Source organism: Pseudomonas wenzhouensis (genome assembly GCF_021029445.1).
GTDB lineage: Bacteria > Pseudomonadota > Gammaproteobacteria > Pseudomonadales > Pseudomonadaceae > Aquipseudomonas > Aquipseudomonas wenzhouensis.
This window is the reverse complement of the sequence record NZ_CP072610.1, coordinates 365,831-385,977: the sequence shown is the minus strand read 5'-3', so window position 1 is coordinate 385,977 and position 20,147 is coordinate 365,831. Positions and strand designations below refer to the sequence as shown.

Below are 20,147 nucleotides of genomic sequence, written 5' to 3'. Positions count from 1 at the left end.
CTGACGGAGCGCTGAGCCATGGCGTACCAGTTCGACTTCGCCGCCGTCCTGCAGCACAGCGATCTGCTGCTGCAGGGCGCGGCCTTCACCCTCGGCCTGACGGCGATCGGCACCCTGCTGGGTGTCGGTCTCGGCATCGTCGGGGCGATACTGCGCGCCTGGCGCATCCGCCCGTTCGACCGCATTTTCGGCGTCTATGTGGAGCTGACCCGCAATACGCCGTTCATCGTCCAACTGTTCTTCATCTTCTTCGGCCTGCCCTCGCTCGGCGTGCGCCTGAGTGAGTGGGAAGCCGCCATTCTGGCCATGGTGATCAACCTTGGTGCCTACTCCACGGAGATCATCCGCGCCGGCATCCAGGCCATCCCGCATGGCCAGCTTGAGGCCGCCAGCGCACTGGCCATGAGCCGCTTCGAAACGTTTCGCCATGTGGTGCTGCGCCCGGCGCTGGGCAAGGTGTGGCCGGCGCTGTCGAGCCAGATCATCATCGTCATGCTCGGTTCAGCGGTGTGCTCGCAGATCTCCACCGAGGAGCTGTCGTTCGCTGCCAACTTCATCCAGTCGCGTAACTTCCGCGCCTTCGAGACCTACCTGTTGACCACCGCGTTGTACCTGCTCATGGCCATCGGCATTCGCCAGTTGCTGGCCTGGATCGGCCGCCGCTTCATCATGGGAGAGCGCTGATGGACTTCACCCTCTGGGACATCCTGCGCAACCTGCTCACCGGCCTGCAGTGGACGCTACTGCTGTCGCTGGTGGCCTTCGTCTGCGGCGGCATCGCCGGTCTGCTGGTGTTGCTGGCACGGCTGTCGCCGTTATCGGCGCCGCGCATTCTGGCCCGTGGCTATATCGAACTGTTCCAGGGCACGCCGCTGCTGATGCAGTTGTTCCTGGTGTTCTTCGGCATCGCCCTGCTCGGCATCGACGTGTCGCCTTGGCTGGCCGCGGCCACCGCACTGACGCTGTTTACCAGCGCCTTTCTCGCCGAAATCTGGCGCGGCTGCGTCGAATCGATCAACCGTGGCCAATGGGAGGCGTCCGAAAGCCTGGCCATGAGCCGCCTGGAAACCCTGCGCCATGTGGTGCTGCCGCAGGCGCTGCGCATAGCCGTGGCGCCCACCGTCGGCTTCTCCGTGCAGGTGGTCAAGGGCACCGCGGTGACCTCGATCATCGGTTTCACCGAGCTGACCAAGACCGGCAGCATGCTGGCCAACGCCACCTTCGAGCCGTTCATGGTCTACGGCTTCGTCGCCCTCGGTTACTTCCTGCTTTGCTACCCGCTCTCGCTCGCTGCATACCGCCTGGAAAGGAGGCTGAATGTCACTGCTTAACGTCACCGCCCTGCACAAGTATTACGGCGACAACCATGTGCTCAAGGGCATCGACCTGACGGTGGAGGAAGGCGAAGTGGTCGCCATCATCGGTCGCAGCGGCTCGGGCAAGAGCACCTTCCTGCGCACCCTCAACGGTCTGGAATCGATCAACGACGGCGTGATCGAAGTCGACGGCGAGTACATCGACGCCGCCCGCGCCGACCTGCGCAGCCTGCGGCAGAAAGTCGGCATGGTGTTCCAGCAGTTCAACCTGTTCCCGCATCTGACCGTCGGCGAGAACGTCATGCTGGCGCCGCAGGTGGTGAAGAAAACCCCGCGCGCCGAGGCCGAGCAGATCGCCCGACAGATGCTCGAACGCGTCGGCCTGAGCGAAAAATTCGACGCCTACCCCGAGCGTCTGTCCGGCGGCCAGCAGCAGCGCGTGGCCATCGCCCGCGCCCTGGCCATGTCGCCCAAGGTACTGCTGTGCGACGAGATCACCTCGGCGCTCGACCCGGAGCTGGTCAACGAGGTGCTGGCGGTGGTCAAGCAACTGGCCAGCGAGGGCATGACCCTGATCATGGTCACCCACGAGATGCGCTTCGCCCGCGAAGTCGGCGACAAGCTGGTGTTCATGCATCAGGGCAAGGTGCACGAGATCGGTGATCCGAAAGCGCTGTTCGCCGCGCCGCAGACCGAAGAGCTGCGCAATTTCATCGGCTCGGTGAACCTGTGAACGCACCAGCACCCCTGCCGCTGCGTATCGAGCCGCTGACCCGCGAAGCCTTCGCGCCCTTCGGCGACGTGATCGAAACAGCCGGCGCCACAGCCTTCCCGATCAATGCCGGCACCACCACCCGCTACCACGATCTGGTGCAGGTGGAGCTGGCCGGCGAATCGCCAAGAACCCTGGTGAACATCTTCGAGGGCAAGGCCTGGCACGCGCCCATCGAGATTCGCATGCTCGAACGCCACCCGCTGGGCAGCCAGGCGTTCTACCCGGTGGACGGCGGACGCATGCTGATCGTCGTCGCCCCGCCCGGCGAACTGGACGAGTCGAAAATACGCGCCTTCATCAGCGCGCCGGACCAGGGCGTGAACTACGCGCGGGGCACCTGGCACCACCCGTTGCTATGCCTGCAGCACCCCGGTCGCTTCCTGGTGGTGGATCGTGGCGGCGAGGGGCATAACTGCGACGAACAGCTTCTTAAACAGCCGCTGAGCGTGCTGAACCTGCGATAACCACAGGTCTAGACCAGTTTCATGCGACAACCGAATGCGTTGGCTCATGCGCTCAGTCGTGGCAGGATGCGCGGAAATCGAACGAGATGCCGCAATCATGCCCCAAGCCCCTGCCGAGAGTTTTCCCCTGATCGCCGCCATCGACCTGGGCTCGAACAGTTTTCATATGGTTTTGGCCAAGGCCGACAATCATGAAATCCGCATCCTCGAGCGCCTCGGCGACAAGGTGCAACTGGCGGCAGGCCTGAATGACGAGCGCCAGCTCAGTGAAGAAGCGATGCAACGCGGCCTGGATTGCCTGCGCCGTTTCGCCCAGTTCACCAACAGCCTGCCGGAAGGCGCCGTGCGTATCGTCGGCACCAACGCCCTGCGCGAAGCGCGCAACCGCGCCGTGTTCATCCGCCGCGCCGAAGAGATTCTCGGCCACCAGGTCGAGGTTATTTCCGGTCGCGAAGAAGCACGCCTGATTTACCTGGGCGTGTCCCACAGCATCGCCGACACACCCGGCAAGCGCCTGGTCGCCGACATTGGCGGCGGCAGCACCGAGTTCATCATCGGGCAGCGTTTCGAGCCGCTGCTGCGCGAAAGCCTGCAGATGGGCTGCGTCAGCTTTACCCAGCGTTATTTCAAGGACGGCAAGATCACCCCGGCGCGCTACGCCCAGGCCTACACCGCCGCCCGTCTGGAACTGATGGGCATCGAACAGGGCTTGCGCCGCCTCGGCTGGGAAGACGCCGTCGGCGCTTCCGGCACCATCAAGGCCATCGGCCTGGCGACCAAGGCAGCCGGGCTGGGCAATGGCGAGGTGACGGTCGAGGGCCTGGCCTGGCTCAAGCGCAAGCTGTTCAAACTCGGCGAGGTGGAGAAGATCGATCTGGACGGCATCAAGCCGGATCGTCGCGGCATCTTCCCTGCCGGCCTGGCGATTCTCGAAGCCATCTTCGACGCCTGCGACATCCAGCGCATGAGCCACTCCGAAGGTGCGCTGCGCGAAGGCGTGCTGTACGACCTGCTCGGCCGTCACCAGCACGAGGACGTGCGCGAGCGCACCCTGGCAGCCTTCATGGAGCGTTATCACGTCGACGTCGACCAGGCTGCACGGGTCGAGGCCAAGGCGCTGTCAGCGCTGGACAAGGTCGCAGCCGACTGGGGGCTTAACGACGACTGGCACCGCGAGCTGCTGAGCTGGGGCGCCAAGGTGCATGAGGTGGGCCTGGACATTGCCCACTACCAGTACCACAAGCACGGCGCCTATCTGATCGAGCACTCCGATCTGGCCGGCTTCTCGCGCCAGGATCAGCAGATGCTCGCCCTGCTGGTACGCGGCCACCGCCGCAACATCCCCAAGGACAAGTTCGCCGAGTGCGGCGAGGAAGGCGTGAAGCTGATGCGCCTGTGCGTGCTGCTGCGCTTCGCCATCCTCTTCCACCACATCCGTGGCTCGCAGGACATGCCGCAGGTGCAGTTCATAGTGGGCGACAACAGCCTGGAGATCGTCTTCCCTGAAGGCTGGCTGGCCGCCAACCCGCTGACCCTGGCGGACTTCGAGGCCGAGGCCGAGTGGCTCAAGCGTATCGATCTGACGTTGAGCGTGCGTTGAGCGGGTGGTGCGCACAGCGCACCCTACGCACGTCAGCCTGTAGCCCGGATGCAATCCGGGGCTCGAAAACCGAAATAGCCGCTGTTCCATGAGGGTGACAGCGATCAGGCGCTCACCGGCGTAGGAGGCTGTGCTTCCAAAAGCGTCGACACGCGGCCTCAACCCTCTCCCGCCCTTCGGGCACCCTCTCCCGGAGGGAGAGGGTCATCAGAGGGCTGCACGCAGCCGCTTTTAGCGGGCGCTGACTACGGGCGCGGTCAGTTTCTCCAGCAAGCCTGACTGCGCGCTACGCGGGTTCTGGTTACCGGTTGGCTGCAGCCGCACATAGCGGCCATCGGGTTGCAGCACCCAGGCCTGGGTGTTGTCGGTCAGGTAGCTTTCCAGCTCCTTCTTCACGCGCATGATCAGCTTCTTGCCCTCCACCGGGAAGCAAGTCTCCACACGCTTGTCGAGGTTGCGCTCCATCCAGTCGGCGCTGGACAGGTAGATTTTCTCGTCGCCACCGTTGAGGAAGTAGAACACCCGCGTGTGCTCGAGGAAGCGGCCGATGATCGAGCGCACCTGGATGTTATGCGACACCCCGGCAATGCCCGGACGCAGGCAGCACATGCCGCGTACCACGAGGTCGATCTTCACCCCGGTCTGGCTGGCCTTGTACAGCGCGCGGATGACCTTGGGATCGGTCAGCGAGTTGAACTTGGCGATGATCTGCGCCGGCTTGCCTTCGGCCGCTGCGGCGGTTTCCTTGGCGATCAGGTCGAGCAGGGTCTTCTTCAGGGTGAAGGGCGCATGCAGCAGCTTCTTCATGCGCAGGGTCTTGCCCATGCCGATGAGCTGGCTGAACAGCTTGGACACGTCCTCACCGAGCGCAACGTCGGCAGTGAGCAGGCTGTAGTCGGTGTACAGCCTGGCGTTGCCGGCGTGGTAGTTACCGGTGCCCAGGTGGGCGTAGCGGACGATCTCGCCGTTCTCGCGGCGCAGAATCAGCATCATCTTGGCGTGGGTCTTGAAGCCCACCACACCGTAGATCACCACCGCACCGGCGGCCTGCAGACGGCTGGCCAGGGCCAGGTTGGATTCCTCGTCGAAGCGCGCACGCAGCTCGATCACCGCGGTGACTTCCTTGCCGTTACGCGCAGCCTCCACCAGGGCGTCGACGATTTCCGAGTTGGCCCCGGAGCGATACAGGGTCTGCTTGATCGCCAGCACGTGCGGATCTTTCGCCGCCTGGCGCAACAGGTCCACCACCGGGGTGAAGGACTCGAAGGGGTGCAGCAGGAGGATGTCCTGCTTGCTCACCACGCTGAAGATGTTCTCTGCGTTCTGCAGCAGCTTGGGGATCACCGGGGTAAACGGCGCGTACTGCAGCTCCGGGCGGTTATCCAGGCCGGTGATGCTGAACAGGCGGGTCAGGTTGACCGGGCCGTTGACCTGATACAGCTCGCCCTCGGTCAGGCCAAACTGCTTGAGCAGATGATCGCGCAGGTGTTTCGGGCAGGTGTCGACCACCTCCAGACGCACCGCATCACCATAGCGGCGGCTGAACAGCTCACCACGCAGGGCACGCGCCAGGTCCTCGACGTCCTCGGTGTCCACCGACAGGTCGGCGTTGCGGGTCAGGCGGAACTGGTAGCAGCCCTTGACCTTCATGCCCTGGAACAGATCATCGGCGTGGGCGTGGATCATCGACGACAGGAACACGTAGTTGTCGCCAGGGCCCCCAACGTCCTCCGGCACCTTGATGATGCGCGGCAGCAGGCGTGGCGCCGGGATGATGGCCAGACCGGAATCGCGACCGAAGGCATCGACGCCCTCGAGCTCGACGATGAAGTTCAGGCTCTTGTTCACCAGCAGCGGGAAGGGGTGCGTCGGGTCGAGGCCGATGGGGGTGATGATCGGCGCGATCTCGTCACGGAAATAGCGGCGCACCCAGGCCTTGAGCTTGGTGGTCCAGAAGCGCCGGCGGATAAAGTTGATGTTGTGCTTGGCCAGCGCCGGGAACAGCGTGTCGTTGAGAATGGCGTACTGCCGCTCGACCTGCTCGTGTACCAGCTCGCTGATGCGCGCCAGCGCCTGATGTGGCTGCAGGCCATCGGCACCGGCCTGTTCACGGGCGAAGTTGATCTGTTTCTTCAGGCCGGCGACGCGAATCTCGAAGAACTCGTCGAGGTTGCTGGAAAAAATCAAGAGGAACTTCAGCCGCTCGAGCAGCGGATAGGACTCGTCCAGCGCCTGCTCCAGCACGCGGATATTGAACTGCAGTTGCGACAGTTCACGGTGGATGTACAGGCTGCTGTCATCCAGGCTGGGGATCGGGGCCGGCGGCGGGATTTCCACGACCGGCGGCTCGGCGACCACTTCGGCCGGAGGCAGGTCATTGTCGAGCACTTCGCTGTTGAGTCCTTCGCTGTTCATCGCTGAGTTCCTGTGGGCGTCATCGCCCTTGTTTTAGCAGTTCTGCCGCCCGTACGGCGAAATAGGTGAGGATGCCATCGGCACCGGCTCGTTTAAAGGCCGTGAGCGACTCCAGGATGACCGCTTCGCTGAGCCAGCCGTTCTGAATCGCCGCCATATGCATGGCGTACTCGCCACTGACCTGATAGACGAAGGTCGGCACCTTGTAGGCATCCTTGACCCGCCAGAGGATGTCCAGATAAGGCATGCCGGGTTTGACCATGACCATGTCGGCGCCCTCGGCCAGGTCGGCCGCCACTTCATGCAGCGCCTCGCTGCCGTTGGCCGGGTCCATCTGGTAGCCGAGCTTGTTGCCCTTGCCGAGGTTGGCCGCCGAGCCCACCGCATCGCGGAACGGGCCGTAGTAGGCGCTGGCGTACTTGGCCGAGTAGGCCATGATGCGCACGCTGACGTGCTCGGCCAGCTCCAGCGCCTCGCGAATGGCCTGCACACGGCCGTCCATCATGTCCGACGGTGCCACCACCTGGGCACCGGCCTCGGCATGCGACAGCGCCTGCTTGACCAGCGCATCGACGGTGATGTCGTTCTGCACGTAGCCGGACTCGTCGAGGATGCCGTCCTGACCGTGGGTGGTGAAGGGGTCGAGGGCGACGTCACTGATCACGCCGAGCTCGGGGAATTTCGCACGTAGCGCGCGGATTGCGCGCTGGGCAATACCGTCCGGGTTCCAGGCCTCGGCGCCGTCGAGGGATTTCTTCTCCAGCGGCGTCACCGGGAACAGCGCCAGCGCCGGAATGCCCAGCTCGACCCAGTGCTCGGCTTCCTTGAGTAGCAGGTCGATGGACAGGCGCTCGACGCCCGGCATCGACGGCACGGTTTCGCGACGGTTTTCGCCGTCGAGGACGAACACCGGCAGAATCAGATCATCGACGCTAAGGCGATTCTCACGTACCAGGCGGCGGGAGAAGTCATCACGACGGTTACGACGCAGACGGGTGGCAGGGAACAGACGGTTGGCGGGGGTAACGCTCACGGCAGACTCCAGAGCCCGCATGGGCGGGCCAGTGTGACGGTTATAAGCGGGCATTATGACCAAATGATGACAACCCCGTGACGCCGTGCGACTGCAGGTCGCAAGGTAACGGGGAGCGGCAGCAATGCCACGAAACCTGGCCATTGTGGCATGCCGCGCCACCTTTCGGCTTCCTTGCGGTCGGAGTAATCTGCATAACCTGTTGTCATGAGCACGCCACATGCTGCAAGACCTGATCCGCCAGTTTGGCTATCCGGCACTGATACTCGGCACCTTCCTCGAAGGTGAAGTATCCCTGCTGCTGGCCGCCTACATGGCCGTGCGCAACGTACTGGAGATCGAATGGGTGGCGCTATGCGCCTTCCTCGGCACCTTCGCCAGCGATCAGCTGTGGTACTACCTTGGCCGCCGTCACGGCCGCGCGCTGCTTGAGCGCAAACCGCGCTGGCAACCAATGGGCGAACGCGCCAGCGCGCTGATCAAGCGTTACCCGGATCTGTGGGTGCTGTGCTTTCGCTTTCTCTATGGCCTGCGCACGGTGATGCCGCTGACCATCGGCCTGTCCGGCTATTCCTGGCGCCGCTACCTGCTGCTCGACGCCATCGGCGCCGGTGTCTGGGCCGGCGGCATCAGCCTGCTGGCCTACAGCCTGGGCAATGCCATGGGCGGCCTGCTTGAAGAACTGCGCAACTACCAGGTCATCCTGCTCGCGGCCGTGGTGCTGCTGCTTTCCCTCGCCTGGCTATACCGGTGGCGTCAGCGCCGGCGCGGCTGAACCGCGAGCCCACCATATGCCCAACAGGCTGACCAGGCTGTAGGCGATCAACCACATCCAGGCAGTCGCATTCAGGGTCAAGATGCCCAGTTCGCCGGCCAGCCAGAATGCCGGCAGGTTGCTCGCCAGGCGCAGACACTCCAGCTGCCAGGCATGCCTGCGGTTCTCCAGCCACATACCGATGCTGCACAGCCCCAACGCCGTCCACAGGCAGGCCAATAGCACAGCGCCCGTTGAGAGCGCGTCGCCCTGCGCCAGCAGCCAGACACCGGCCAGCAGGTAACAGATGAACTGCAGCAGCGCGTAGAGCTGTGCAGCACGCGCCAATGGCACCTCGAACTTGCGGAACTGACTCAAGTCCGCCTTGGCCTGCGGGTAACGCGCCGCCACATCGGCCGGACGCCAGCCGGTGGGCATGAACCAGATGCGCAGCTTGTCCCACCAGGAACTGGCGCGCCTGGCGTCATTCCATAGCCCGGCGTAGACCTGCAGGTTGGCCCACAGCGGGTTCCAGCTGGCCAGCGGTACGGTCACACCGAAAATCACCGGCTCCGCGTCCAGCTCCTCCTGGAAGGTGCCAAATAATCGATCCCAGACAATGAACACACCGCCGTAATTGCGATCCATGTAGACAGGATTCAGCGCATGATGAACGCGGTGATTGGACGGCGTGATGAACAGCCACTCGAACCAGCCCAGCTTGGGAATATGCCGGGTATGTACCCAGAACTGATACAGCAGATTGAGGGCGGCAACAGTGAGAAATACCAGCGGCGGCACACCGAGCACGGCCATCGGCAGGTAGAAGATCCAGCCGAAAATGAAGCCGGTGCTGGTTTGCCGTAACGCAGTGGAAAGGTTGTAGTCCTCGCTCTGGTGGTGCACCGCATGCGCGGCCCAGAGCACATTGCGCTCATGACCCAGGCGGTGGTTCCAGTAGTAGCAGAAGTCATAGAGGACGAAGGCGAAGAGCCACACCCAGAGACTACTGTCAGACAGGTCGAACAGCGCCAGATGCTCCCAGGCGAAGGCGTAGGTGAGCAGGCCGAGCACCTTGGTGAGCAGGCCGGTGGCTTGCGACAAAACACCAGCACTGAGACTGTTGATTGCATCAGCCAGGCGATAGGTGTGCATGCCGCGCCAGCGGTCGGCGAGCAGTTCCAGGCCGATCAGCAGAAAGAAGAAGGGTACCGCGTAGAGAACATAATCCATGACTGCGCCCTATCGTTGTACTTTGTGTCGGGAATGCGCTGTTATTCATCCTATGCGCAGGTTCGCCAGGCTTCGCGACGACAAGTGACAGCGCAAGTGGCATTTGGCGACAATCCAGGATTCGGTAACACCCGCGCCCACTGAAGGTCGCGTCTTTCCTCACCAGGAGTCGAGCATGAGCAAGAAAGTGGCTGTGATTCTGTCCGGCTGTGGCGTCTACGATGGCGCCGAGATCCACGAGAGCGTGATCACCCTGTTGCGTCTCGACCAGCGTGGCGCCGAGGTGCAGTGTTTCGCTCCCAACGTGCCGCAACTGCACGTGGTCGATCACTACAGCGGCGACGAAATGGACGAGACGCGCAACGTCCTGGTGGAATCGGCGCGTATCGCCCGTGGCAAGATCAAGGACGTCAAGGAGCTGCATGTGGCCGACTTCGACGCACTGATCCTGCCGGGCGGCTTCGGCGTGGCGAAGAACCTCTCCGACTTCGCCATCAGCGGCGCCGGCTGCACCGTGCAGCCCGACGTGCTGGCTGCCTGCAAGGCTTTCGTCGATGCCGGCAAGCCAGTCGGCCTGATGTGCATCGCCCCGGCGCTGGCGGCGAAGATCTTCGGCGCCGGCGTGGTGTGCACCATCGGCAGCGACCATGATACCGCTGCCACCCTGACCCAGATGGGCGCCTCGCACCAGGAGTGCGAGGTCAGCGAAATCATCGAGGATGAGCAGCGCAAACTGGTGACCACACCGGCCTATATGCTCGCCCAATCCATCGCCGAGGCAGCGTCGGGCATCAACAAGATGGTCGACCGCGTATTGGAACTGGCGCACCACTGACCTACGTCCTACAGGGACGTTGCAGGGTGGGACTCTGGACTTTGTAGGGTGGGCTTCAGCCCACCGCTCATAGACACGGAAGCTGAAGCGCACGCCCCACCCCTCCAGCCAGCGCCTCTACAGGGCGCTTCGGTCATTGCTCAGGGCAGTCTGGCCGCGACGCTGTTCAAGCCGCTCGCGCTGCGGCAGCGTGGCGACAAGACTTCACGGAGCGTATTTCATGTCCAAACCCTTCGTTCTCAGCCCCGACCTGCAACAGGCGGTGGCCAGCTTCTTCCAGCGCATTCCCTTCAACCAGGTGCTCGGCATCGAACTCGATGAGCTGAGTCATGAACGGGTGACCATGCACCTGCCGATGAAGCCCGAACTGATCGGCAACTTCGTTCACGGCATCCTGCATGGCGGGGTGATTTCCTCGCTGCTCGACGTCTGTGGCGGCGCCATGGCGCTGATCGGCGCCTTCGCCAACCACCAGCATCTGCCGCCGGCCGAACGCATGAGCAAGCTGTCCAAGCTCGGCACCATCGACCTGCGCATCGACTACCTTCGCCCCGGTCGCGGTCAGCGTTTCACGGCCACGGCCACGCCCTTGCGCGCCGGTAACAAGGTGGCGGTGATTCGCATGGAGCTGCATAACGACGAAGGCGTACTGGTGGCCGTGGGCACCGGCACCTATCTGTGTGGCTGACGAATTCCGCCATCCCCTGCAACGCTGAACATGGCTTGGCCATACGCACCCTGGCCCACATGCAAGCCGGGGCCGCTAACGACTCAAACGCGTGAGAATCCGATCCAGTGCATTGGCAAAGGCCTGACGATCCTTCTCCGAGTAAGGTGCCTGACCACCGCCGACCTGGCCCTGCTCGCGCAGATCGGTGAACAGATTACGCACCGCCAGGCGTTCGCCCATGTTGCGCTCGTCGAACTCACGACCACGCGGATCGAGCGCAGCCACGCCCTTCTTCACCAGGCGGTCAGCCAGTGGCACGTCATTGCAGATCACCAGCTCGCCAGGCACGGCATGTTCCACCAGGTGATCGTCGGCGGCATCCGGCCCGCTGGGCACCACGATCAATTTCACGCAGGCGAAGTTCGGCCGCGCCACGGCCTGCCCGGCCACCAGCACCACCTCGAACCCTCGCTTGAGAGCGAACTTGACCACCTGATCCCGCGCCGCCCGAGGGCAGGCGTCGGCGTCGATCCATACGCGCATGCAGCTACTTCCGCAGAGAAAACAGCCGCCAGTATGCCAGCAGGCAGGTGGTTCAGGCGCTGTAGAACGGCTCGCAGCGCTCACGCACGGCACGCGACAGGCTGTCGTCGGCCAGCGCGATCAGATCCAGCTCAACCTCATCCGACAACAACTCGGCCACCAACGCCGCCAGGCGCCGCTGGCCATTCATATCCGCACCGGAAATCGCCAACAAAAGCCTCGGCTGTGGGCCAATGGCCGGATCACGCAACGCAGCCAGAAAGGCTTCACGCACGGCAAGCTGGCTACAGGCGGCAGACAACGCCCGCTCCAGAGTGGGATGACGCAGCACGGCCAGAGCCAGATCGGGGCTGTCGGCGTAATGGGTGGAATGGATCGAGGAAGACATGCGCGCACTCGGCAGAGGGATCTGAAACAGCTTAAGCGCAGTAAGACCGAATGTCGCGGCAGCGGTTCACGCTATGGAGTCACGAGGGCGGCAAAACCGCCCTCGAATCACGCTATCAGCGCTGTTCGGCCAGGCGTCGGCGCTCGCCCAGCAGGCTGCGCCCATACAGCAGCGCGATACCGGTCAGTGCCAGGCCCTGAGCGGCCAGGCTCCAGGCGTCGGCGTGAATGCCCAGCCAGTCGAACTCGAAGAATGCCACCGGACGCGTGCCGAGCACGCCGGCCTCCTGCAATGCCGCCACGCCATGGCCGGCGAACACCACCGAAAGTACGCACAGCAACACCGCATTGATGCCGAAGAAGGTCGCCAGCGGCAGTTTGCGCGAGCCGCGCAGGATCACCCAGGCCAGGCCGAGCAAGAGCACCAGCGCGGCCGCAGCACCGGCCAGCACCGCACCGTGCCCGGCAGGCCCGGCCTGTAGCCAGAGGGTTTCGTAGAACAGGATCACTTCGAACAGCTCGCGATACACCGAGAAGAACGCCAGCACGGCAAAGCCGAAACGGCCACCGCCACCGACCAGGCTGCTCTTGATGTAGTCCTGCCAGGCCGCAGCATGACGACGATCATGCATCCACACGCCAACCCACAGCAGCACCACGCTGGCGAACAGCGCCGTGGCGCCTTCCAGCAGCTCACGCTGGGCGCCGCTGATATCGATCAGGTAAGCCGCCACTGCCCAGGTTGCGACGCCGGCGAGCAACGCCAGGCCCCAGCCAATGTGCACACTGCGCACCGCCTGCTGCTGCCCGGTATTGCGCAGGAAGGCGAGAATCGCCGCCAGCACCAGAATCGCCTCCAGCCCCTCGCGCAGCAGAATCAGCAGGCTGGCGAAGAAGCTCAGGCTGTCGTCCATGGCGCCATCGACCAGCAATGTGGCGGACTTGTCCAGCTCGATCTTGACCTGTTCCAGCGCCTGCGCCGCCACACCGACGCTGGCACCATCCTGCAGCGCCTGCCGATAGGCCATCAGGGCGCGCTCGGTGGTCTTGCGCTGCACGGCATCGAGGTTGTCGAGAGCGCTTTCGACCAGTTCGAAACCTTCCAGATAGGCGCCGACGGAGAGGTCATAGGCCTGCTCGCGATCGCCCTCGCGGTAGGCCTGCAGACTGCGTTCCAGGGTAGCGCGGGTGTAGCCGATCAGTTGCTGCGGGCCGCGCTGCTCCAGCAGCGGATGCGCGCGCTGAGCGCGAAACGCGGCGACATCGCCACCGGCGGCCGCAATTTCAGCAGGCGTGCGCCCGGCCAACTCGCTCATGGCAAAGCGTGCCTGGCCCTGCGCCGCAGTGGCGGTAAAGCTGGCGATGTAACTCGCCAGATCCCAGCGCTGACGCTCGTCGAGTTGATCGGCGAAAGCCGGCATATCGGTGCCTTCGATGCCCAGACCCAGGGTGTTGTAGAGGTCATAGAGGCTGAGGCGATCCATGCGCGCCGTATCGCGCAGATTGGCCGGCGCCGGCTCCAGGCCGATGCCGGCCGGCCCGTCGCCCAGCCCGGAGTCGCCATGGCACACCGAGCAGTGCTGGGCGTAAAGCTGCGCGCCGCGCTGCGGATCCGGCGTCAGGATCGGCGTCAGGCTGACCTGATAGAGCTCGGCCAGACGCGCCCCCAATGCACGGGCAGCGCTGGCGACTTCATCGCCGGATTGGCGTTGGATAATGGCCTGATGCAGATTGCTGACGCCCTGCTCCAACTCGGCGCGACCGGCCTGCGCGGGCAAGGCGACGATCAATCCCTGCAATACATCGAGAAATTCCAGTTGCTCCTGGTACTCGCTGACGTCGACGACCTGGCCGTCAACCACAGTGGCCGGATAATCGGCACCGATATAACCGATCAGATGCAGCGCCTGAGCGGCGCCATCGAGCGGCTCGCCAATGGCGAGAAAACTGAGACTGGCCAGCAAAGGCAGGATCAACCAGGAAAGAGAGAGGCGGAAATGAATCATCAATGCATCCCAAACGAGAATGGGTGGCATTAAATTGTTGCTGGCCTAACGATTGAGCACAAGGAAAATATGAAATATCTGGTAACAAAACGCTGAACGGAACCCCGAAAGTCGTCTCCCGCGCAGGCTGCAACCTTCACGACCATGGTGCTGAATGACTTTCCGGGCAGACGCTATCGACCACCGCCGGACGATCGCGGGCTCAGACGGCCGCGCGCTTGACCGTCGCCAGCAAACCGGCAGCGGCGGCGAACAAGGCGGCGAAACTGCGATTCATCACGCGCTGCTGGCGCGGCGTGCGCAGCAGGCGCAGTACGCGCGAGGCAAGACCGGTATAGCCGGCCATGACGATCAGATCGACGCTGATCATGGTCACGCCCATGACCAGATACTGCGCCACCAGCGGCGCGTGCGGATTGATGAACTGTGGCAGCACCGCAAGCATGAAGACGATGGCCTTGGGATTGCTGAAGTTGACCAGAAAACCACGCAGCACCAGCGCCAGCGGCCGGCCGATAGGACGCTCAGCCGCGCCGGCATCCAGATCGCTGGGCAGCGCGACCCACTGCTTGTAGGCGAGAAACATCAGATAGGCCACGCCGAACCACTTGATCAGGCTGAAGGCCAGTGCCGAGGTCGCGAGAATGGCGCCCACACCGGCGGCGACGATGGCGATCTGCAGCGCCAGACCGAGCTGCAAACCGAGCGCGTTCCAGTAACCGCGCCAGAAGCCGTACTGCATACCGGCAGACATCGACGCCACGGCACCGGCGCCCGGCGACAGGCTGATCACCCAGCAGGCGACGAAGAAAGCGAGCCAGGTTTCCAATGCCATGATGCGTACCTCGGGTAGCTGAAATCAGGAAAATAGCGCTACAGCCTACTCCTGGCGCCATGCTCAGCGCCAGCGGCGCACCGACTTCTGGAAGAACAGACTGTTGGGCACCTGCAGCACGGCGCCAACGGCCTCTTCACTGAGGTCCTGCAGGGTGGTGTAGAACAGGTTGATGGCAATGACCCGCCCTTTCACCCCGGGCTTGTCGGCACTTTCGATCACCTCCACCGTGTCGCCGATGCGAAACGGCCCCATGGTGAAAATCAGCAACGCGCAGAACATGTTCGACAGCACGCTCCAGATGGCGAAGAACGCCACCGCCGCCACGGCCGTGAAGCCGGTCAGCGCCGTCCACAGCACGGTCGCCGAGACGCCCAGGCGCTCGAGCACCATGAGCAGCGCGCTGCCCATGATCAGCCAGCGCACCAGGCCGCGCAGCGGCTGCAACACTTCAGGTGGCAGCAGGCTGTAGCGGTCGCCAAGGCGGCTGATGGCACGGGTGAGGATGCGCTGGGCAACCCATGCCAAAAAGATGATCAACAACACCTGGCCGGTGCGAATCAGCGGATCGCGCCAGGCCGTCAACAGTTCAAGCTGCTCCATCACTCGGCATCCTCCAGTTGCTGCTGCAACGCCTCCAGGGTTTCCAGTGCCAACAGCCAGGTTTCTTCCAGTTCGGCCTCACGCGTCTTGAGCTGCGCCTGCTCGACCAGACGCTGGCGCAGTTCGTCCTTGCGTGCGGCCTCGTACAGACCGCTGTCGCCCAGCTGGGTTTCAACTACGGCGAGCTTTTCCTGCACCTTGCCCAGCTCCTGTTCGAGCTTCTCGGCCTGTTTCTTGTGCGGCGCCAGTTGCTGGCGCAGCGCCGCCGCAGCCTGGCGCTGGGCACGCTTGTCGGTTTTCTCCGCAACGCTGTCGGGCGCTGCGCTGGGCGGTGCCTGGCGCTGGCGGTAGTCGATCAACCAACGCGCGTAGTCGTCCAGATCACCGTCGAACGGCACCACGCGGCCATCGGCGACCAGCAAAAATTCGTCGGTGGTGCTCTTGAGCAGGTGACGGTCGTGCGAGACCACCACCACGGCACCGGCGAACTCCTGCAAAGCCATGGTCAGTGCCAGGCGCATTTCCAGGTCGAGGTGGTTGGTCGGCTCATCGAGCAGCAGCAGGTTGGGCTTGCCCCAGGCGATCAGCGCCAGGGCCAGGCGCGCCTTCTCGCCGCCGGAGAAGTTCACCACCGGCTCGTCGCAACGCGCGCCACGGAAGTCGAAACCACCAAGGAAGTCGCGCAGGGTCTGCTCGCGCTCGGCCGGTGCCAGACGCTGCAGGTGCAGCAACGGACTGGCCTTGTCATCCAGCGCATCGAGCTGGTGCTGGGCGAAGTAGCCGATCACCAGGTTCTCGCCTCGGGTCAGGCTGCCGCTCAGCGGCTGCAGTTCGGCCGACAGGTTCTTGATCAGCGTCGATTTGCCCGCACCGTTGGGGCCGAGCAGGCCGATGCGCGCGCCGGGTACCAGGCTCAGCTTGACTTGCTGCAGCACGGTCTTGTCGCCATAGCCGAGGCGACCTTCGCTGAGGCTGAGCAGCGGAATGGAGATCTTCTCGGCCTCGCGGAAGACGAAGTCGAAGGGCGAGTCGACATGCGCCGCGCTCAGCTCTTCCATGCGCTCCAGCGCCTTGATCCGGCTCTGCGCCTGGCGGGCCTTGGTCGCCTGGGCCTTGAAGCGGGCGATGTACTTTTCCATGTGCGCGCGTTGCGCCTGCTGCTTCTCGTAGGCCTGCTGCTGCTGGGCCAGGCGTTCGGCGCGGGTGCGCTCGAAGGCCGTGTAGCCACCGCGATACAGATTGAGCTTGCGCTGCTCGACATGGGCGACGTGGTCGACCACGGCATCGAGAAAATCGCGGTCGTGGGAAATCAGCAACAAGGTGCCGGGGTAGCTTTGCAGCCAGCCCTCGAGCCAGAGAATCGCGTCCAGGTCCAGGTGGTTGGTCGGCTCGTCGAGCAGCAACAGGTCGGACGGACACATCAGCGCCTGGGCCAGGTTAAGGCGCATGCGCCAGCCGCCGGAAAAGTCGCCGACACGGCGATCCATCTGCGCGTTCTCGAAGCCCAGGCCGGCCAGCAGCTTGCGCGCGCGGGCATCGGCGGTATAGCCGTCGGCGCTGTCCAGCTCGCTGTGCAGGCGGGCGATGGCGGCACCGTCATGCGCCTGCTCGGCTGCGGCCAGTTCGGCCTGCACGCGGCGCAGGTGGTGGTCGCCATCGAGTACGTAATCCACCGCCAGGCGCTCGAGGTTATCGACCTCCTGGCGCATATGGGCGATGCGCCAGTCACCGGGCAGCAGGCAATCGCCGGCGTCCGGGGTCAGCTCGCCACGTAACAGGGCGAACAAACTGGATTTACCGGCGCCGTTGGCACCGATCAGACCGGCCTTGTGGCCGGCGTGCAGAGTCAGCTCGGCGCCTTCGAGAAGGCGTTGCGGGCCGCGCTGTAGAGTGAGGTTCTGGAGTCGGATCATAATGGCGGCGGAGTCTATCAAATCGCCCCGGAGGCCGCGTGCAGGAACTGTGGAATTTCGCCCTAGAACTTTACGCCAAACCGGGCGTGGAGCAGGCCTGCCTGGAACTGCAGGGAGCCGGCAGTGACGTGTGCCTGCTGCTGGCAGGTGCCTGGCTGGAGCGACGTGGCGTGCGCTGCCTGGACGAGCGCCTGCATGCCCTGACGGCAGTGGCCAACCCGTGGCAACGTGAGGTGATTGCGCCCCTGCGCCGGACTCGTCGCGATTGGCGCACGGCAGCAGAGAGCGATGCCGAGCTGACGACCTTGCGCGAACAGATCAAGAAACTGGAGCTGCAGGCCGAGCGGGTATTGCTCGAACGGCTGCAGGTGCTGGCCGAGAGCTGGCCAAGCGAGGCAAGCGGAGACGGTTGGCTGATTCGCCTGGCAAAAAATGACAGCGCCGCGCTACAGGTACTGCGCGGCGCTGTCAGGCTGCCTTAGGAAGCGCTCGGCGTATCGCTGCCGCTGCTCGCGGCAGGCGCAACCGGAGCTGCCGGCGCAGCAGCGGGCTTGGCGGCTGCCGGCTTGGCAGGGGTCTTCTTCGCGGGCGCCGGCTTCTTGGCAACGGCGGGCTTGGCAGGTGTCGCCTTGGTCGCCGGCTTCGCAGCGGGTTTGGCGGCTGTTTTGGTTGCAGCTGGCTTGGCAGCTACCTTGGGTGCGGCCGGTTTTACCGCAGGCTTGCTGGCTACCGAAGGTTTTACAGCCGCCTTATTGGCCGCGGCAGGCTTGGCAGCCGCTTTGCTGGCAGGCTTGGCGGCGACGGCTTTGCTCGGAGCTTTCTGCGCCGGTGCCTTGGCGACAACAGGCTTCTTCGCTGCAGACGGCTTGCTTGCAGGTTTGGCTGCCGGCGTGGCGGCCTTGGCTTCGCGCGTATCCAGCGCCTTACCGGCGGCTTCCTTCACTTTGCCTACACCCTGGGCCAGCTTCAGGCTTTCCTGAGCATCGCGCTTGAGCTGGGCGATATAGGTGCGGGTTTCGCTCTGGCGATCCTTGAGGGCATCGAGCAGCTCTTCCAGCTCGGCGACGGCATCCTTGGCCTTGGCTTGCGCCTTGGCCTTGCCTGCGGCGGCAGCGTCCTGCAGTTTGCTGCGGGCCTTGTGCAGTTTTTCCTGGGCCTTGCCGCGCTGCTTCTCCAGCTTGGCAAGCAGTTTCTCGGCATCGATCAGGGCTTGCGAGCAGGCATTTTCCAGGTGCTCGAGCAAGCTGGCAGACAGTTGATGCAGCAGGTGCAACGGGGTGCTGATGGGCTTCTTCTTGGCCGACATGATACGCCTCCAGGCGGATATGAACGCGTCCATACTAGACGCAGGTAAGATGCCTCGCCATAGGCCTTTTGTTGAGCGGAGCGCGGCTGGCGTTCGACTGGCATAATCGCCGGCACAGCCATTGGGAGACTTCGACATGAGCCGCGCCGTACTCGCCACCTTCGCCCTGTGCTGCAGCCTGGCCGTCCAGGCTGACCAGCATCAGCAAGACCTGGCTTACAGTCTCGGCGTGCGTCTCGGTGAGCGCCTGGGCGAGGAAGTGCCCGAGCTGCCGCTGGGCGATCTGCTCGAAGGCTTACGCCAGGCCTACGAGGGCAAGCCGTTGCGACTGGAAGCGGCACGCATTGAGCAACTACTGGATGAGCACGAGGCGCGTCTCGAATCCTCGCCCCTGCGCCATGCCAGAGCCATCGAAGCCGAGCAGCGTTTTCTCGCCGAACAAAGCCGCCGCGCCGATGTACGGACGTTGGCCAACGGCGTGCTGGCGACCGAACTGAGTCCTGGCAACGGCCCGAGGCCGACGGCGCGCAGCCGGGTACAGGTGAGTTATCGCGGTGAGCTGGCCGACGGCAGCGTCTTCGACGAAAGCGCCACGCCACAATGGTTTCGTTTGGACAGCCTGATCGCCGGCTGGCGTAGCGCACTGCTGGAAATGCCCAAGGGCGCGCATTGGCGCCTGGTGATTCCAGCGAATCAGGCCTATGGCGAAGAAGGCGCCGGAGATCTGATCCCCCCGCATGCGCCGCTGGTGTTCGACCTGCGCCTGCTGGATGTGGCCGACTGAGGCCATCCTGCCGACCTGGTACCAATCTCACGGAGCTGCCAAGGCAGCCTTGCGCAGGAGCCACACCCAGAGTGAGGCGTTTCGAGTGTGCGCAGGCCTGACTCGCAGCGAGAGAGTGCGGCGCCCATTGACCAGGCCTCGGAGCGCTTCGGCAGCCTGCTCCTGGTGGGCGTTGTGCAACACCTCGATCAAGCAGTCCTCCAGTTCGAAGCGTTCGTGCAGCAACTGCCCGAGATGGTTGAGCTCGCTCATCAGCGAGGTGCTGTCGCGGCAGTCGCCGTTGTCACAACGATCATTGAAGGCCAGCGCCACCTGGGTGATGGCTTCGATACGCGGGTAGATCTGCTTGGCCAGCTCCAGACCACGCTGATCGTTGAAGGCCTTGGCCTCGTTGGTCAACTGCTCGTAGACCTCGAAGTGCCCCGCCGATACGTAATCCACCAGCAGCTCGCAGAAGCCCTGCAGAGACTCGCTATTGATGGCCGGCGCCTGCGGCGCCTTGGCCAGGGCCGTGTAGGCCAGCACCAGTTCGCGACGTTCACCCAGCCAACGGTCGATCAGTTGATGAACCCCACCCCAGCGTTCCTGTGCGTTGCGACAACTCTCAAGCATGATGAACCTCGCTTCCCTTATCGCTATGCCTGTCTTACGCCCGTTCCCGAGACGTTATCGTGG

The 20,147-nt window shown here is 64.0% G+C and carries 20 protein-coding genes and 1 pseudogene; 10 read left to right on the top strand and 11 right to left on the bottom strand.

Going from position 1 to position 20,147, the window contains the following annotated elements; genetic code table 11:
- The first annotated feature begins 18 nt into the window (after positions 1–18).
- The 5 genes from J7655_RS01845 to ppx all read left to right on the top strand — a co-directional run bounded on the left by J7655_RS01845 (position 19) and on the right by ppx (position 4,155).
- Positions 19–684 carry an amino acid ABC transporter permease gene (locus tag J7655_RS01845; protein WP_230926312.1) on the top strand — a complete coding sequence of 222 codons (666 nt, stop codon included), beginning with the start codon at positions 19–21 and terminating at the stop codon, positions 682–684.
- Positions 681–1,331, top strand: a complete 651-nt coding sequence (locus J7655_RS01840) for an amino acid ABC transporter permease (protein WP_230927651.1) — start codon at positions 681–683, stop codon at positions 1,329–1,331. Before J7655_RS01845 ends, J7655_RS01840 begins: the two co-directional genes overlap by 4 nt.
- Entirely contained in the window at positions 1,318–2,049 is a 732-nt protein-coding gene (locus tag J7655_RS01835; RefSeq protein WP_230926311.1) for an amino acid ABC transporter ATP-binding protein, read from the top strand. The genes J7655_RS01840 and J7655_RS01835 overlap by 14 nt, the downstream gene beginning before the upstream one ends.
- Positions 2,046–2,555: an ureidoglycolate lyase gene (locus J7655_RS01830; protein ID WP_230926310.1), complete on the top strand. Its 510-nt coding sequence runs from the start codon at positions 2,046–2,048 to the stop codon at positions 2,553–2,555. The genes J7655_RS01835 and J7655_RS01830 overlap by 4 nt, the downstream gene beginning before the upstream one ends.
- 97 nt (positions 2,556–2,652) lie before the next feature.
- Complete coding sequence (gene ppx / locus J7655_RS01825; protein WP_230926309.1) at positions 2,653–4,155, top strand: exopolyphosphatase; 1,503 nt, start codon at positions 2,653–2,655, stop codon at positions 4,153–4,155.
- Between the two features lie 231 nt (positions 4,156–4,386).
- Here the strand turns inward: ppx and ppk1 are convergent, their stop codons facing one another.
- A complete protein-coding gene (ppk1, locus tag J7655_RS01820) occupies positions 4,387–6,570 on the bottom strand; it encodes a polyphosphate kinase 1 (protein WP_230926308.1) in 2,184 nt (727 codons plus the stop codon).
- Between the two features lie 19 nt (positions 6,571–6,589).
- Complete coding sequence (hemB, locus tag J7655_RS01815) at positions 6,590–7,603, bottom strand: porphobilinogen synthase (RefSeq protein ID WP_230926307.1); 1,014 nt, start codon at positions 7,601–7,603, stop codon at positions 6,590–6,592.
- Between the two features lie 220 nt (positions 7,604–7,823).
- Between hemB and J7655_RS01810 the strand changes: the two genes are divergently transcribed.
- Positions 7,824–8,378, top strand: coding sequence for a DedA family protein (locus J7655_RS01810; RefSeq protein WP_230926306.1), 555 nt, complete (start codon positions 7,824–7,826; stop codon positions 8,376–8,378).
- Here the strand turns inward: J7655_RS01810 and J7655_RS01805 are convergent.
- Positions 8,346–9,590: a sterol desaturase family protein gene (locus J7655_RS01805; RefSeq protein WP_230926305.1), complete on the bottom strand. Its 1,245-nt coding sequence runs from the start codon at positions 9,588–9,590 to the stop codon at positions 8,346–8,348. The two genes, J7655_RS01810 and J7655_RS01805, sit on opposite strands and share 33 nt — an antisense overlap.
- Positions 9,591–9,765: 175 nt before the next feature.
- On the opposite strand from J7655_RS01805, the gene elbB reads away from it, so the two are divergent.
- Entirely contained in the window at positions 9,766–10,425 is a 660-nt protein-coding gene (gene elbB / locus J7655_RS01800) for an isoprenoid biosynthesis glyoxalase ElbB (protein WP_230926304.1), read from the top strand.
- Between the two features lie 220 nt (positions 10,426–10,645).
- Entirely contained in the window at positions 10,646–11,113 is a 468-nt protein-coding gene (locus J7655_RS01795) for a thioesterase family protein (protein WP_230926303.1), read from the top strand.
- A 75-nt stretch (positions 11,114–11,188) separates the two neighbouring features.
- On the opposite strand, the gene J7655_RS01790 is transcribed toward J7655_RS01795, so the two are convergent.
- From J7655_RS01790 to J7655_RS01765, 6 genes are all read right to left on the bottom strand, one after another.
- On the bottom strand, positions 11,189–11,638 hold the full coding sequence (locus J7655_RS01790; protein ID WP_230926302.1) for a YaiI/YqxD family protein: 450 nt from the start codon (positions 11,636–11,638) through the stop codon (positions 11,189–11,191).
- A gap of 52 nt (positions 11,639–11,690) precedes the next feature.
- Positions 11,691–12,026 (bottom strand): enhanced serine sensitivity protein SseB C-terminal domain-containing protein, encoded by a 336-nt coding sequence (locus J7655_RS01785; protein ID WP_230926301.1) that lies wholly within the window; start codon positions 12,024–12,026, stop codon positions 11,691–11,693.
- A 115-nt stretch (positions 12,027–12,141) separates the two neighbouring features.
- Positions 12,142–14,031, bottom strand: a complete 1,890-nt coding sequence (locus J7655_RS01780; protein WP_230926300.1) for an FTR1 family protein — start codon at positions 14,029–14,031, stop codon at positions 12,142–12,144.
- Positions 14,032–14,233: 202 nt separating this feature from the next.
- Entirely contained in the window at positions 14,234–14,866 is a 633-nt protein-coding gene (locus J7655_RS01775) for a LysE family transporter (protein WP_230926299.1), read from the bottom strand.
- Positions 14,867–14,929: 63 nt separating this feature from the next.
- Positions 14,930–15,469, bottom strand: a complete 540-nt coding sequence (locus J7655_RS01770; protein WP_104728505.1) for a mechanosensitive ion channel family protein — start codon at positions 15,467–15,469, stop codon at positions 14,930–14,932.
- Entirely contained in the window at positions 15,469–17,382 is a 1,914-nt protein-coding gene (locus J7655_RS01765) for an ATP-binding cassette domain-containing protein (RefSeq protein WP_230926298.1), read from the bottom strand. The genes J7655_RS01770 and J7655_RS01765 overlap by 1 nt, the downstream gene beginning before the upstream one ends.
- A 38-nt stretch (positions 17,383–17,420) precedes the next feature.
- On the opposite strand from J7655_RS01765, the gene J7655_RS01760 reads away from it, so the two are divergent.
- Complete coding sequence (locus J7655_RS01760; protein ID WP_230926297.1) at positions 17,421–17,864, top strand: TIGR02444 family protein; 444 nt, start codon at positions 17,421–17,423, stop codon at positions 17,862–17,864.
- Here J7655_RS01760 and J7655_RS01755 read toward each other — a convergent pair.
- Entirely contained in the window at positions 17,861–18,688 is an 828-nt protein-coding gene (locus J7655_RS01755) for an AlgP family protein (RefSeq protein WP_230926296.1), read from the bottom strand. The two genes, J7655_RS01760 and J7655_RS01755, sit on opposite strands and share 4 nt — an antisense overlap.
- A 136-nt stretch (positions 18,689–18,824) precedes the next feature.
- On the opposite strand from J7655_RS01755, the gene J7655_RS01750 reads away from it, so the two are divergent.
- Entirely contained in the window at positions 18,825–19,472 is a 648-nt protein-coding gene (locus J7655_RS01750; RefSeq protein ID WP_230926295.1) for an FKBP-type peptidyl-prolyl cis-trans isomerase, read from the top strand.
- 147 nt (positions 19,473–19,619) lie between these two features.
- Here the strand turns inward: J7655_RS01750 and rsd are convergent.
- Positions 19,620–20,084, bottom strand: a pseudogene (rsd, locus tag J7655_RS01745) (sigma D regulator); the annotation flags it as partial.
- Positions 20,085–20,147 lie beyond the last annotated feature (63 nt).

Bases quoted from the DNA above. Each gene is read 5' to 3' on its own strand.
- J7655_RS01845 (WP_230926312.1), top strand. From the start codon at position 19: ATGGCGTACCAGTTCGACTTCGCCGCCGTCCTGCAGCACAGCGATCTG.
- J7655_RS01835 (WP_230926311.1), top strand. From the start codon at position 1,318: ATGTCACTGCTTAACGTCACCGCCCTGCACAAGTATTACGGCGACAAC.
- ppx (WP_230926309.1), top strand. From the start codon at position 2,653: ATGCCCCAAGCCCCTGCCGAGAGTTTTCCCCTGATCGCCGCCATCGAC.
- ppk1 (WP_230926308.1), bottom strand. From the start codon at position 6,570: ATGAACAGCGAAGGACTCAACAGCGAAGTGCTCGACAATGACCTGCCT.
- J7655_RS01810 (WP_230926306.1), top strand. From the start codon at position 7,824: ATGCTGCAAGACCTGATCCGCCAGTTTGGCTATCCGGCACTGATACTC.
- J7655_RS01805 (WP_230926305.1), bottom strand. From the start codon at position 9,590: ATGGATTATGTTCTCTACGCGGTACCCTTCTTCTTTCTGCTGATCGGC.
- elbB (WP_230926304.1), top strand. From the start codon at position 9,766: ATGAGCAAGAAAGTGGCTGTGATTCTGTCCGGCTGTGGCGTCTACGAT.
- J7655_RS01795 (WP_230926303.1), top strand. From the start codon at position 10,646: ATGTCCAAACCCTTCGTTCTCAGCCCCGACCTGCAACAGGCGGTGGCC.
- J7655_RS01790 (WP_230926302.1), bottom strand. From the start codon at position 11,638: ATGCGCGTATGGATCGACGCCGACGCCTGCCCTCGGGCGGCGCGGGAT.
- J7655_RS01785 (WP_230926301.1), bottom strand. From the start codon at position 12,026: ATGTCTTCCTCGATCCATTCCACCCATTACGCCGACAGCCCCGATCTG.
- J7655_RS01780 (WP_230926300.1), bottom strand. From the start codon at position 14,031: ATGATTCATTTCCGCCTCTCTCTTTCCTGGTTGATCCTGCCTTTGCTG.
- J7655_RS01775 (WP_230926299.1), bottom strand. From the start codon at position 14,866: ATGGCATTGGAAACCTGGCTCGCTTTCTTCGTCGCCTGCTGGGTGATC.
- J7655_RS01770 (WP_104728505.1), bottom strand. From the start codon at position 15,469: ATGGAGCAGCTTGAACTGTTGACGGCCTGGCGCGATCCGCTGATTCGC.
- J7655_RS01765 (WP_230926298.1), bottom strand. From the start codon at position 17,382: ATGATCCGACTCCAGAACCTCACTCTACAGCGCGGCCCGCAACGCCTT.
- J7655_RS01755 (WP_230926296.1), bottom strand. From the start codon at position 18,688: ATGTCGGCCAAGAAGAAGCCCATCAGCACCCCGTTGCACCTGCTGCAT.
- J7655_RS01750 (WP_230926295.1), top strand. From the start codon at position 18,825: ATGAGCCGCGCCGTACTCGCCACCTTCGCCCTGTGCTGCAGCCTGGCC.